A 12,927-nucleotide genomic window follows, 5' to 3' on the forward strand; every position below is an offset into this window, starting at 1 on the left:
TAAATAAGGGGGTTGATATGTTGAAAATTGGATTGGCTGGCTTTTTGGGGGCATGTGTTCTGCTGTATCAGGTAACAGCATTCAGCACGATTGTGTCTTTAGAGAAAAGCAAAGAGGATTGTTTGACAGCATTTATTGATGCTGCACACAAAGATGTGACTGCCCATCAAATAGGGACAGCAAAGGCTTTTAGCGAAGCCAGGGATGACATGGCAGGGGCACAATTAAAGTGCAAAGCAATGGAAAATAAGGCTAAAACAATTGCAAAGGTACTGCAATTACCTGACTGAAACAGACATCTGCACAAATGTGCAGACGTCTGCATTTAAATTAGGCGGCTATTTATCCATGCCGTTGGTACGGATAAAAGACTGGGCCGCCCTGCAGGAAGCCACGATGGTGTCGGCCTCCTGGATCAAGTCTTGAAGATTTCTTTCAAGCGCTTCTGGAAGTGCAAGGGTTCCGGCAAGGGCCGCATCGCCGCTTCCGGCGCTTTGGGCTTTGGTGGCGCTGGCAAATCCACGACAGATACTGTCGGAGATGCGCAGCCGAACAGGGTTAGCGTTAGCAACCCTGATAGAAGCGATTTCATCATCGTGACCTTTCTTGATTTTTTCGTTGTCGAGCGCCTGCTGTTCTGCAATACGCTCATTGTTTTTGACGCGTGAAAGCGTGGCTGCTGTCTCAGCCTGAGACCTGGCCAGCTTGTCGGCATCCCACTTTTGCTGCACTTCTGCCTTGCCCTCGGTGACGCCCTTGTGATGGATGTAACCGACACCAGCCCACAGCCCGGCCAGCAGCGCAGCAATGGCCACCAGGCGGGCATAGAACATCATGTCGGCCTCGCAAACGGCAGGTACTTGTCATGGCGCACGTTAAACACAAAATCGACGTGGCCGCGATTGATGTCGCAGGCTGAAGCCCCGTAGCCCTTCCATTTGGTCTTGGACTTCAGGCAGACGTTTGCGACGTTCGCTGCCCACTTCTGAGGATTGCATCCAGCACGCTGGCCACATGCACGGCGCTCTTGCTGCATTCCTTCATAACCGCCGTTGTAAGCCGCGTCACACATGCGCAGGACTTCTGCGGGATCTGTCACGATGCGGGACAGACGCTTGTAGCAATCGCGGTTCATGGCCGCAATCGCCCGCAGTTGCAAGTCCGGGCGGTCATAGACGTTTGACCAGGTCCATTCGTTCAGGCTTGGCTCAAGCTGTTTTGCAGCCTGTAGGGCATCAAAGCGGATTCTGCCGTCTGCCGTGTACGCCCTGGTGATCTGGCCGAAGCCAGCGCCCTCCTCTCGACTTGTTTTCAGGCGCGACTTCGGGTTCCAGCAGTGCGGGTGCGTGAGACTGATACAGCTCTCTTGCTCTACCAGGCTGCACAGCGCTGCCGGGTCCGGGTGATCTGGCCAGAGCTTGTCCTTTTCCTGCATGAGCATGGGGCAATACTGCTTAGCCCCGACCGGGACGTATGTATGCACGTCCGCAGCGTGCGCCCTGGTGCTGAAGATCAACGCCGCCACACAGGTAAAGATGATGGTCCCCAGCACCACCAGACCGGAACCGATATTGCCCTTTTTTGCTTCCTCGACGTGGTCCTGCAGCTTGATGTAATCGAGGTAAAACTTACGCACCAGGTGCGCAGCCGTGAAGGCTAGGCCGACACTGACGAGGTTTTGCAGCATGTCCCTGGTTGAGTCGCCTTTATCCGGGTCCGTCCAGAACAGCCAGGCCAGTACCAGGGCAGAAAACAGCCAGATACCATAAGTGCGCTTGCTCATAAAAAACGCTTTGATCTTTTCCATCGTTCATCCAACTACAAGATCAACGTTGATCGGAGTGCGTATATATGCCCAGTCAATTTCACCGTTCAGCTCTTCACACAAAACAGTTCGCTGAGTAAGTTTTTCGATTTGTGGGCAACGGGGTGCTGGCACTTTTCCCGCTATACGCCATTGATGTACGGCCCCCTTGGTCACCTTCAACGTTTTTGCCAACGCCGAAGCCGATCCAAAGAATCCAATTGCTTTATCAATCCCTGTTTCCACCATGCACCACCATTCATTAATTGAAATGTCGCACAAGTATAGTTTTTCTATATATTTATGTAAAGCTTTTCTGTCCTAAATCGGTATAGTGGCTCTATACAATGATGTTTATGAACATTGAATCGTTAATTGCTAAGTGGATAAAAGCTGCGCGTGAACACGCGAGCATCAGTGGTGAACAGCTTGGAGTGAAGCTTGCCCTTGAACTTGGTACAGAGCGCGGCAACACTAAGGCGAACATCTCGCATTGGGAGAATTTGAGGCATCAGCCCAACTTAGCCCAGGTGCTAGCTATTGCTAAAATAACCGGCGTCAAACTCCCGCCCGAAATTGGCACATACTTGTCCGATCCCCCAGTTGGCGAGAGTGAGTTACCTGGCTCACGGAATACCAACTTTTATGCACTGAACTGGAACAGTGGCTCTGAGATAGACATGCTCTCAGAATTCAGAATGCTTGATGAAGAGACGCAGACATACATTCGTGAATTAATCCGTCAAGCCCCTAAAACCAAAGCGCAAGTAAGATCAGTCAGTTAGATTATGCGTAAACGGTTAGATTATCTAACCGCAGATGGGCATGTTATGGAAGGCCGGATTTTATGCGCTTATAGTCGGGCGCATGAATTTCTCGACAAGATTAGATGACGCAATGCGCAAGGCTGGATTCAAATCCCAGTCGGCGCTGGCCCGTGCAGCGGGCATATCACAGACCACAGTAAATAGGCTTCTCAAATCGACGGGTACTCATGGCCCGGATACCGAAACAGTCAAAGCACTGTCCGAAGCGTGCAGAGTGTCCTTTGAATGGCTTATGAATGGCACTCCCTCAAAAAAGAAGAAAACCTTTGAAGAAGTCGAGCTTGTTTATTTGACTAAGCGGGAGATTCGACTTTTTACTCAGTACAGAGAGTCAACGATAGAGGGTAAGCAACTCATTGAAGATATAGCGCTTACTGCCCCAAAAATTAAAGATTCACTTCCCGACTGACTTGGCCACCAGCTTGAGCATAGGTATGCGCTTCTGTCGATAGCGCTCAGCCTGGATAAGTGTCGTCTTAAAAATTGCCCTCTGAATATTTTCAGGCAAATACGAAAGTGCTTGCAGCAATTGATTCTGTTCGTCCTTACTCAACACAAGTTATTCCTTTTTGTTTTTTTGTACTACAGCATGTTTTTTCTTGTAACAATATTATTCAATAATGCAAATATAACCAATTTTCTGTCACATATCGTTAAGTTTTGCTAAAGGCTGAATAAGCAAAGCTTACGACTTGCAGTTTCATCATTTCATTAAGTGAGAATCCCAGCCAGACTTGAGTACAAGAATCATTACCGTGTACAACAGTGCTGCCACTAGACTCAAAAGATATTCAGCTCCTTACTGCCCTCTCACGCGAACTGAGTCTAACCGCCACCGGGCAGCGTCTCGGCATTACCGGATCAGCAGTATCACAACGCCTGGGTAAAATCGAAGACAAAATTGGTTTTAAATTAGCCACTAGAAAAGGAAGGGTGGCATTGACTCCAGCGGGGAAAATAGTGCTGGAACATTGTGAGAATATAACGCGTAGCAACTCAATGCTGAAGAATAGCTTGCAGCAACTGCAGGAGCCTGCCATTCGCATAATTGCTGATGACATATTGCTGATTCACGATTTACCGCTTGCAGTTCAGCAGTTACTTATTGAGAAGCCAACACTCAAAGTGACGCTCGATCACGGCAGCTTTTCAGAAATCATTCATTCCGTAATTGATGGTATTGCTGATGCGGGGTTGATTGCAGGTGACCCAAACATTTGTACCGATCCAGATTGCTTTGCTGAGAAAACAGCCGCACACAATGTCAAGAAACTGAACGCTGCCAATAAAAAAGGGATACCAGTGCTTGAAGGCGAAGAAGCCACAAGAGCCAACAACGGAATCATTTATGATCGCTGGTGCAGTGAAAACGTAGATGACGAAGCGACGCTTCGATACTTTGATCGTGTCAAAGACGCACCAGGTGACACTAACGTCATTGAATTACTTTCCTCAAAAGCGCCAGCCGCTGATTTTGCCCTCAAACTAGATTATGGCAAGGTCAAAATGGTATATACGCGAGCCAAGGTGCAAGCAGCACTTGAAAAGGCCGGTATTTGCTTTACAGAGCAAGAACAAGAATCCCTCGATCAAGCCGAGAATGAAAATAAAGTCACCGACCCAGTGCAGAACGATGCTTACCTGGAACGTTTGAAAAAAGAGGATGAAAAGAAACAACGCGCTGAAAAAGAAACCGCATTCCGAGTTGCCCTGTACAAGCGACTGCGTCAGCGTAGCTTCGCGGGCTTCAGCCTGCAATCCCTGCGTGAATTTGTCAAAGCTATAGTAACGGACTATCGCAATGATTTTTCCGTGCCTGACGACCTCCTGGGCGATCTTTACCCGTTCGTTGGCGGCGCTGACGACACCGTAGGCTCATCATTAAACCCGCAATATAGCTTGATCCTGTCGATTTCGTCCTGTGTTGGCCTACGATCCCGATGCGGGGATTCTTTCGGCCTGCGCACGTCCTTGGTCGGACTGTGCGATATCCACTTCCATTCTGTTGCAGCAGTGCTAAGGACGTGGGACCACAGATTTAGAATTCTGTTAATTGTCGAGCCTGAAACACCTTTTGTTTCTTCCGTGCCTTTCATGCGTAGGTCACGCCACCGGCCAATCAGATCAGATGACATATCTACCAGCTCGATGTCGCCCAACCGCTTACCATCCATCACAAATTCGACCAGGGCATTAAGGCGCAGCGCCTCCCATCGATACCCCCGTTTGTGCTTTGATACCTCCAGCTCGTAACGGCGACAGGCATCTTCAAAAGTTCTTCCTTTGAGGATGCCGGTATCTACATGATTACGTATTGCAGTTTCACGCTCAGTAGCCCATGCCACGGCCTGTGCCTTTGTCGGGCGCACCAATGACTCACGATGCCCCTTGATATTAATCTGCGCCCGCCAGCCATTCGCCATTTTCGTAAACGATGCCAAAATAACACCCGCAATTAAAATGAATTGGCGAATAGTAAACTGTCGTGGGGAGTTTGTGGGGGAATTGTGGGGAGTTGGAAACAGAAAATAGTGGTTTAAAGCGGTAATTTGCGTATCTACGAAACCAACAAAAAACCCCGCAAAGCCTTTATTTCATTAGCTTTGCGGGGTTTTATGATGATATGCGATGTAAGTACGTGGTGCCCGAGGCCGGAATCGAACCGGCACGCCCGCTATTAACGAAGCGGCGGATTTTAAGTCCGATGTGTCTACCAGTTTCACCACTCGGGCCCACTACTACAACCTGCTTAGCGAAACGCTAAGTCGGGTTCTGGAAAAAAAGCGCCCTAAAGCGCTTTTTGTATTTGGAGGCGGGGGTCGGGATCGAACCGGCGTCTACGGCTTTGCAGGCCGCTGCATAACCACTTTGCTACCCCGCCAGGGGTGCTATCTCTGCTTATCGTCTAATGTGATTTTATCACGCTTGATGATTGCTGAAATGCGGTGCAACTTGAACAAAAAAGGGAAGCTTTGCTTCCCTTCAGAATCTGGAGCGGGAGAAGAGTCTCGAACTCTCGACCTCAACCTTGGCAAGGTTGCGCTCTACCAACTGAGCTACTCCCGCAGATGTGCTGCTGATACTTCAGGTACTACGCCATTTTGGAGCGGGAGAAGAGTCTCGAACTCTCGACCTCAACCTTGGCAAGGTTGCGCTCTACCAACTGAGCTACTCCCGCATTTTTACTACTGCATTACTCTACTGCTTTTCGCTGCCATTCCAAAAACTTTGGAGCGGGAGAAGAGTCTCGAACTCTCGACCTCAACCTTGGCAAGGTTGCGCTCTACCAACTGAGCTACTCCCGCATCGCGAAGACCAGAATTATATATCATCCAGCCATTCTGTCAACTACCCATTCCAAGATCACTGCGCGCTCACTCAACGATCATTCCATGCTTATCCCATTTTGTCGGTAGTTTCCTTGATTAAAGGCCATGCCTTGCGCAGATAATAGAACATAGACCAGACTGTGAGGATGGCGGCAATAATCAATAACCATGAGCCAAAGAAGCTGGTATCGATTACTCCGAACAAGACATCGTTAAATAACAGCATAGGTATCGCGGTCATTTGTGCCGCTGTCTTGATTTTGCCAAGAGAGCTGACTGCAACTGACTTGGAGGCACCAATCAGCGCCATCCATTCACGCAGGGCAGAGATAGTGATTTCACGGCCTATGATAATGAAAGCGAAAACAGTATTGACGCGATCCAGCTGAACCAGTGCCAGCAATGCACCTGCCACCATCAGTTTGTCTGCCACCGGGTCAAGGAAGGCACCAAATGAGGAGGTCTGGTTCCACCGCCTTGCCAGGAAACCGTCAAACCAGTCGGTTACCGCCGCAACTATAAAAATCGCGGTAGCAACGACGCCTTGCTCAAACCGGGTCAACCAGACTTCAGGCAGGTAAAAAACACCGACCACCAGCGGTATCAGTGCGACACGTAGCCAGGTCAGCAGGATAGGAAAATTGAAAGGCATGTCTTTTTTGGTTTTTATTCGGTTTATGCATCAGGCTCGCTGACTACAATGCCAGCATCTGACGCAATTATATTTCCCTATCGCAGCCGCTTGTAAATTTCTTCTGCCAATTGGCGGGAAATACCTTCTACGCTGGCCAAATCGGCGACACTGGCATCGCTGACACCCTTTAAACCTCCAAAACGCACCAGCAGACGCTGGCGGCGCTTGGGGCCTATGCCCTCTATCTCTTCCAGTTGCGAGGTCTGTCTGGCCTTGTCGCGCTTGGCACGCATACCTGTGATGGCAAAGCGGTGCGCCTCGTCGCGGATCTGGGCGATCAGCATGAGGGCAGCAGATTCTTTACCCAGTTCCTTCTCTGTGCGGCCATCGACAAACACCAAGGTCTCAAGACCTACCTTGCGGCCCTCACCTTTGGCGACGCCGACAATGAGGCTGATATCGAGACCAAGCTCAACAAAAACTTGGCGTGCAATTTCCACCTGACCTTTGCCACCGTCAATCAGCACGATGTCCGGCATGCGGCGCTCGCTGGTCTCGTCACCGCTGGCGCCACCACTAGCGACTTTTTCATAGCGGCGGAACAGCACCTGGCGCATGGCAGCGTAATCGTCGCCCCCAGTAATATCCTTGATATTGAAGCGGCGGTATTCACTGTTTTGCATGGCATGGTGGTGGAACACCACGCAGGATGCCTGGGTGGCTTCGCCCTGGGTGTGGCTGATATCAAAACACTCCACGCGCAATTCTTCAAGGTTTTCTACATCGAGCTCCAGCACGCTTGCCAGGGCGCGCGTGCGGGCCTGCTGCGAGCCCTGCTCTGACAGCATACGCGCCAGCGCCAGTCTGGCCCCCTTGACGGCCATGTCCAGCCAGGCACGGCGTTGCTCTTGCGGCTGAAATGACAAGTGAATACGATGACCGCATTGCTCGGCCAGTGCCAGTATCAAATCAGGTGCATCGAGTTCCACATTCATGACGAGTGTCGCTGGGATGAATTGATCGACATAATGTTGTGCCAGAAAGGCCGAGATGACCTCAACCTCGATTTCATTTTCTGCGACACTGAGGGCATCATCGACATGCGTGGGGAAATAAGCCCGGTCACCCAGATGCCGCCCGCCCCTGACCATGGCCAGGTTGACGCAGGCACGACCACCCTCCACTACCACAGCGAGAATATCGATATCAACATCGCCTGCGGTTTCCATGCTTTGCTGATGCAAGACTTTGGACAGGGCCTGCATCTGATTGCGCACTGCGGCTGCCTGCTCGAATTTGAGTTCCATGGAAAAATCCAGCATCTTTTTTTCCAGAGTCTGCATGACTTCGAGCTGGCGGCCACGCAAAAAGTCAGCGGCATTGTTGACATCTTGCTGGTAGTCTTCTGGCGTAATTATCTTGACGCAAGGCGCACTACAACGGCCGATCTGGTGCAGCAGACATGGGCGGGTACGGTTGGCGAATACACTGTCTTCGCAACTGCGCAGCAAAAAGACTTTCTGCAAAATCTGCATCGACTCCTTGACAGCCCAACTGGATGGAAACGGCCCGAAGTATTGGTGTTTCTTATCGATCGCACCACGGTAATACATCATGCGTGGCGTTTTTTCTGTGGTGATTTTCAGGTATGGATAAGACTTGTCATCACGAAACAGGATGTTATAGCGCGGCTTTAAAGCCTTGATGAGATTGTTTTCAAGGATCAGTGCCTCAGCTTCGCTACGGGTGACCGTAGTTTCGAGCCTGGCGATTTTCTCTACCATCATCGCAATGCGCGGGCTGGAGAGGTTTTTGAGAAAATAGCTGGAAACACGTTTTTTTAAATCACGCGCCTTGCCGACGTACAGCACCTGGTCATTGCTATCAAAATAGCGATATACACCCGGCAGGTTGGGTAATTTGGCAACCAGATCGAGCACTTGCTGGCGTGCTTCTGAGATATTTGGTTCGGTCATGATGCAATCAATCTGCGGCGCTGGTAGGAGGTAGAAGCCGCTACTTTAGCAGGGATTGTTCAGTTCGATGATGACGAAGGCGATAGCGTAATCAGTTTCATCGCTGACGGAAATACTCGCCTTCAGACTGCGCTCCTGCATCCATTGCAACATATTGCCATTTGCCTGCACGACGGGCTGGCCCTGGTCGTTATTCAGTGTTTGCAAGGCATGCCAGTTCATGGGGTCACGCATGCCCATACCAACGGCTTTGGAGAAAGCTTCTTTTGCGGCAAACCGGGTGGCCAGATAACGCAGGCCGCGTGCTTCAACCAGAGCTTTACGTTCGCGATAAATCGCCAGCTCTTCTGGCCCCAGGATTTTTTCAGCAAAGCGTTCACCGTTGCGCGCAATGGCTTCTTGCATGCGCGAGATTTGTACGATGTCAGTGCCTATGCCGTAAATCATCTCAGGCCACTTTATGCAAGCTTGCCAGGCGGGCTTTGACCATCAAGGCCTTCATGTCGCTGATGGCTTTTTGCCAGCCTACGAACAGGGCCTGGGCGACGATGGCATGGCCTATATTCAATTCTGAAATTTCAGGGATGGCAGCGATTGCGGCAATATTAGTCATGTGCAAGCCATGTCCGGCATTCACTTTCAAACCATGGCGTATGCCAGCGATAGCGGCTTGAGATATGCGCGCCAGCTCTTTCACCTGCAACTCTGGATCAGCCGCATCAGCATAGCGGCCTGTGTGAATTTCTATGACGTTTGCGCCTGCTTCTGAACTGGCCTGTATCTGCTGCTCATCTGCATCAATGAAGAGTGACACACGTATGCCTGCCGCCTGCAATTGCCGAACCGCAGCTTGCACTCTGACAAAGTCACGGGCAACATCAAGGCCACCTTCAGTTGTGACTTCTTCACGGCGTTCCGGCACCAGGCAAACGTCTTGGGGCAGAATGCGGCAGGCCAGATCCAGCATTTCATTATTGACGGCGGTTTCCAGGTTCATGCGTGTCAAGATGCGTGGACGCAGCTGTTCTACGTCTGCATCGCGGATGTGCCGGCGGTCTTCACGCAAATGCAGGGTAATGCAATCTGCACCTGCCTCTTCTGCCAGCAAGGCGGCTTGCAAGGGATCTGGATAAGTCGTACCGCGCGCATTACGCAGGGTGGCAACGTGGTCGATATTGATGCCCAGTTCTATCAACTGGCTTTGTTGATGGATATTCATAGATTTTGCAAATCAATCAGTATTTGCCGGGTATTCAGCGCAGCACCATGCAAATGATGGGCAAGCAAAAAACGCATCAGCAGCTTGCTTTGCAATTGCGTGCTTTGTTCAGTATAGTCACCGCGCTGCATAGCCAGCAAAGTTTTGCCGCTGACTCTGGGCACGCTGTCTGCAGACATAGCAGGCCTGGGGCCGCGTTCAGGGTCAAGCACATAGAATTGCTCTGCCTGTACGCGTTCACGCTGTTGCGTACAACGGGTCAGATCACCCAGCAAACCGGATTCGCGCAGTAATGCCAACTCGAAACGGCGCAGGACGATGGTGGCTGGCTCATCATGGGCAAGCTGGTTTAGCGTTGAAACGTAAAGATCAAACAATTCCGGGTGCGCTTCATCACGCATGAGGAACTTGACCAGTAATTCATTGAGGTAAAAACCGCAGAGCAAGGCTGATTTTTCCAGCGGCAGCATGCCGCCCACCCAGTCTGCTGTCGTCAGTGTGCGTATCTCGCCCTTGCCTGTCCAGCCCAGCTGCAAGGGCTGGAAGGTTTGCAAGACACTGCGTAATTGTGAATGCGGGCGCTTTGCACCTTTGGCAACCAAGGCTATGCGTCCATGGTCACGCGTCAATACATCAATGATGAGGCTGGTTTCTTTGTAGGGCCAGGAATGCAGGACAAACCCTGGCTGCTCCAGTATGCGCAAGTCTTTGGCGGGGGATTTGCTGGCAGCGCGCGGGCTTGCCGTGCTTGCTTTAGAAGCGCGTGGTCTTGCAGCAGTTTTTTTGGCAGCAGGTGGCGCTGGCGGGACAGTCGCCGCATCTGTTACGGCGCTGTCTTCCTGCGCGGCGACTGCCTGCTCATCCATGGATGGTTTTACTCGTAACCGTAGGCACGCAAACCGGCTTCATTGTCTGCCCAGCCGGATTTGACCTTGATCCAGATTTCCAGATACACGGGGCCGCCAAACAGCTTTTCCATATCCTGGCGCGACTGGGTGGAGATATCTTTCAAGCGTGCACCCTTGTTACCGATGACCATGGATTTATGGCCGTCCCTATCCACCAGAATGGCGACAAAGACACGGCGCAGATTACCTTCTTGCTCAAACTTTTCTATCAACACGGTGCTGGTGTATGGCAGCTCATCACCAACGAAGCGGAACAGTTTTTCGCGGACGATTTCTGCTGCCAGAAATTTCTCGCTGCGGTCAGTAATATCGTCCTCACCAAACATCGGTGGGTTCAGTGGCAGGTATTTGCGGATTTCACTTTCCAGGTTTTCCAGCTGGAAGCGCAAGGTGGCAGATACAGGCACGATCGCTGCGAAATTATGCAGTGCTGCCACTTTTTGGGCGAACGGCATCATCACCGCTTTGTCTTTGACGCGGTCTGATTTATTGATGACGAGGATGCACGGTACATTCTTGGGCAGCAAATCTATCACTTGCTGATCCGCAGGGCCAAATGTGCCAGCTTCTATGATGTACAAAATCACGTCTGCGGCTGTCAGCGTCGTTGTGACGGTACGGTTCAGCGTGCGGTTCAGCGCATTTGAATGGCGGGTCTGGAAACCCGGTGTATCAATATAAACAAACTGGGTATTGTCTTTGGTCTGTATGCCGGTAATGCGATGGCGCGTGGTTTGTGCCTTGCGCGAGGTAATACTGACCTTGGCGCCTATCAGGGCGTTCATCAGGGTCGATTTACCGACGTTAGGTCGCCCGACGATGGCGATGTAACCACAGCGGAAATCAGGATTGTCTATTAATTCAGTCATGCGGTCGTCAGGCAGTCTTAGGGTGAGTCTCGGGTTGTGCATCATGTGTCAGCAGTTCATCTGCTGCAGCGGCGCTGGTAACGGCGCTGTTTGTGGCTTTGGTTTTCTCAACCTTGGGTACTTCTGCATCCAGCAGGCTTTTTTGCTTGGAGGATTGCGGCTTGGTCTCAACAGCAGCCTCACCTTGCACGGTGGCTATGCCAGCCAGCTTAAGCTGCGAAGCACGGGGTTTGGTTTTTTTAGCTGCAGGTGAGCGTACCAGCATGGGAAGCGCTGTTTCCAGTGCCAGCTTGGCTGCTGCCTGCTCGCCAGCACGACGGCTACCACCAGTGCCAAATACTTGTATTTCCAATTTAGGTACCAGGCATTCAATTTCAAATTCCTGGTTATGTGCCGCACCATGTGTTGCTACTACATTATATTGCGGCAAAGCGATTTTTTTACTTTGCAAGAATTCTTGCAGCAAGGTTTTGGCATCCTTACCCAGAGTAGTTGGATCAACACTGGCCAGCACGGGCGCATACAGTGAACGTATCACTTCACGGGCGGCGTCAAAACCTGCATCGAGGAAAATCGCACCGAACAAGGCTTCCAGTGTATCTGCGAGAATAGATGGGCGACGGAATCCGCCGGATTTCAATTCACCCTCGCCGAGGCGCAAGAATTGCGACAATTCTATTCTCTGGGCGATTTCGTAAAGCGACTGCTGCTTGACCAGATTGGCACGTACACGCGACAAATCACCTTCATCAATATTGGCAAAACTGTCAAACAACAGGGAGGCGACTACGCAATTCAAGACTGAGTCACCAAGAAATTCCAGACGTTCATTATGCAAAACACTATGACTACGATGTGTCAAAGCCTGCTGCAACAAAGCGGGGTTGCTAAACTGGTGCCCCAGCCTTTTCTGCAATAGTTGTTGATTCATACGAGTAGCTTATTCTGCCTTGGCAGGTTTTGTAATGACGACACCATTCTTAGCAGTAGTGTTCGAGTACTCCATCAATATGCTGGCTGGACCAACCAGGGGAATTTTTTTGGAGTAAGAAAAATGCAGGTCATATCCACCCTCGTTATTTTTGATGATAAGGAGGTCCTTGCCTGTCACCGCATCAAAATAACCAACTTCCCTTTGTTTATCAAAGGCGATCTGTATTTCCCTGGGATTGGTTCCATTCTTGACGTTATTCATCGCTTTATTAATGGAATTATATTCAATCGCAGTAGGCACCACTTTCATTGCAACCATGGCAATAACAATGATGACGGCAATCGCCATGATCAAGCCGATCAGGGTAATACCTTTTTGTTTTTTGAATGCGGAATATTGAATATTTGACATAGATTTTTCCTGATTA

The 12,927-nt window shown here is 50.6% G+C and carries 15 protein-coding genes and 5 tRNA genes; 4 read left to right on the top strand and 16 right to left on the bottom strand.

What is annotated here, in order from left to right; all coding sequences use genetic code 11:
• The first annotated feature begins 17 nt into the window (after window positions 1-17).
• A complete protein-coding gene (locus tag ACO0LN_RS09195) occupies window positions 18-290 on the top strand; it encodes a hypothetical protein (protein WP_422972980.1) in 273 nt (90 codons plus the stop codon).
• A gap of 48 nt (window positions 291-338) precedes the next feature.
• On the opposite strand, the gene ACO0LN_RS09200 is transcribed toward ACO0LN_RS09195, so the two are convergent.
• The 3 genes from ACO0LN_RS09200 to ACO0LN_RS09210 are packed head-to-tail and all read right to left on the bottom strand — an operon-like array spanning window position 339 to window position 2,086.
• Window positions 339-836 carry a hypothetical protein gene (locus tag ACO0LN_RS09200; RefSeq protein WP_422972981.1) on the bottom strand — a complete coding sequence of 166 codons (498 nt, stop codon included), beginning with the start codon at window positions 834-836 and terminating at the stop codon, window positions 339-341.
• On the bottom strand, window positions 833-1,807 hold the full coding sequence (locus ACO0LN_RS09205; RefSeq protein ID WP_422972983.1) for a hypothetical protein: 975 nt from the start codon (window positions 1,805-1,807) through the stop codon (window positions 833-835). Before ACO0LN_RS09205 ends, ACO0LN_RS09200 begins: the two co-directional genes overlap by 4 nt.
• A gap of 3 nt (window positions 1,808-1,810) precedes the next feature.
• Complete coding sequence (locus tag ACO0LN_RS09210; protein ID WP_422972985.1) at window positions 1,811-2,086, bottom strand: transcriptional regulator; 276 nt, start codon at window positions 2,084-2,086, stop codon at window positions 1,811-1,813.
• 74 nt (window positions 2,087-2,160) lie between these two features.
• Between ACO0LN_RS09210 and ACO0LN_RS09215 the strand changes: the two genes are divergently transcribed.
• The 3 genes from ACO0LN_RS09215 to ACO0LN_RS09225 all read left to right on the top strand — a co-directional run bounded on the left by ACO0LN_RS09215 (window position 2,161) and on the right by ACO0LN_RS09225 (window position 4,884).
• On the top strand, window positions 2,161-2,589 hold the full coding sequence (locus ACO0LN_RS09215; RefSeq protein ID WP_422972987.1) for a hypothetical protein: 429 nt from the start codon (window positions 2,161-2,163) through the stop codon (window positions 2,587-2,589).
• Window positions 2,590-2,629: 40 nt separating this feature from the next.
• Window positions 2,630-3,040, top strand: coding sequence for a helix-turn-helix domain-containing protein (locus ACO0LN_RS09220; RefSeq protein WP_422972989.1), 411 nt, complete (start codon window positions 2,630-2,632; stop codon window positions 3,038-3,040).
• A gap of 356 nt (window positions 3,041-3,396) precedes the next feature.
• Window positions 3,397-4,884 (top strand): LysR family transcriptional regulator, encoded by a 1,488-nt coding sequence (locus ACO0LN_RS09225; RefSeq protein ID WP_422972991.1) that lies wholly within the window; start codon window positions 3,397-3,399, stop codon window positions 4,882-4,884.
• Between the two features lie 386 nt (window positions 4,885-5,270).
• Here the strand turns inward: ACO0LN_RS09225 and ACO0LN_RS09230 are convergent.
• The 13 genes from ACO0LN_RS09230 to ACO0LN_RS09290 form a co-directional block, all read right to left on the bottom strand.
• Window positions 5,271-5,363: transfer RNA gene (locus tag ACO0LN_RS09230), tRNA-Leu, on the bottom strand.
• A 75-nt stretch (window positions 5,364-5,438) separates the two neighbouring features.
• Window positions 5,439-5,512, bottom strand: a tRNA-Cys gene (locus ACO0LN_RS09235).
• A 109-nt stretch (window positions 5,513-5,621) separates the two neighbouring features.
• A tRNA-Gly gene (locus tag ACO0LN_RS09240) sits at window positions 5,622-5,697 on the bottom strand.
• A 36-nt stretch (window positions 5,698-5,733) separates the two neighbouring features.
• Window positions 5,734-5,809 (bottom strand) — tRNA-Gly (locus ACO0LN_RS09245).
• Window positions 5,810-5,860: 51 nt separating this feature from the next.
• Window positions 5,861-5,936: transfer RNA gene (locus ACO0LN_RS09250), tRNA-Gly, on the bottom strand.
• Window positions 5,937-6,027: 91 nt separating this feature from the next.
• Window positions 6,028-6,612 carry a CDP-diacylglycerol--glycerol-3-phosphate 3-phosphatidyltransferase gene (pgsA, locus tag ACO0LN_RS09255; RefSeq protein ID WP_162058533.1) on the bottom strand — a complete coding sequence of 195 codons (585 nt, stop codon included), beginning with the start codon at window positions 6,610-6,612 and terminating at the stop codon, window positions 6,028-6,030.
• Window positions 6,613-6,689: 77 nt separating this feature from the next.
• On the bottom strand, window positions 6,690-8,570 hold the full coding sequence (gene uvrC, locus ACO0LN_RS09260; protein WP_422972993.1) for an excinuclease ABC subunit UvrC: 1,881 nt from the start codon (window positions 8,568-8,570) through the stop codon (window positions 6,690-6,692).
• 45 nt (window positions 8,571-8,615) lie between these two features.
• The gene (acpS, locus tag ACO0LN_RS09265) at window positions 8,616-9,017 is read right to left on the bottom strand and encodes a holo-ACP synthase (RefSeq protein ID WP_422972995.1); all 402 of its coding nucleotides are present in this window, start codon (window positions 9,015-9,017) and stop codon (window positions 8,616-8,618) included.
• A gap of 1 nt (window position 9,018) precedes the next feature.
• Window positions 9,019-9,789, bottom strand: a complete 771-nt coding sequence (gene pdxJ / locus ACO0LN_RS09270) for a pyridoxine 5'-phosphate synthase (RefSeq protein ID WP_422972997.1) — start codon at window positions 9,787-9,789, stop codon at window positions 9,019-9,021.
• Entirely contained in the window at window positions 9,786-10,655 is an 870-nt protein-coding gene (gene recO / locus ACO0LN_RS09275; protein WP_422972999.1) for a DNA repair protein RecO, read from the bottom strand. The genes pdxJ and recO overlap by 4 nt, the downstream gene beginning before the upstream one ends.
• Before the next feature lie 8 nt (window positions 10,656-10,663).
• Window positions 10,664-11,566: a GTPase Era gene (gene era / locus ACO0LN_RS09280; protein WP_422973001.1), complete on the bottom strand. Its 903-nt coding sequence runs from the start codon at window positions 11,564-11,566 to the stop codon at window positions 10,664-10,666.
• 7 nt (window positions 11,567-11,573) lie between these two features.
• Window positions 11,574-12,497, bottom strand: a complete 924-nt coding sequence (gene rnc / locus ACO0LN_RS09285; RefSeq protein ID WP_422973003.1) for a ribonuclease III — start codon at window positions 12,495-12,497, stop codon at window positions 11,574-11,576.
• Between the two features lie 9 nt (window positions 12,498-12,506).
• Complete coding sequence (locus tag ACO0LN_RS09290) at window positions 12,507-12,911, bottom strand: DUF4845 domain-containing protein (RefSeq protein WP_422952129.1); 405 nt, start codon at window positions 12,909-12,911, stop codon at window positions 12,507-12,509.
• Window positions 12,912-12,927 lie beyond the last annotated feature (16 nt).

The sequence above is a fragment of the Undibacterium sp. TC9W genome (genome assembly GCF_049339865.1).
Taxonomy (GTDB): Bacteria; Pseudomonadota; Gammaproteobacteria; order Burkholderiales; family Burkholderiaceae_D; genus Undibacterium.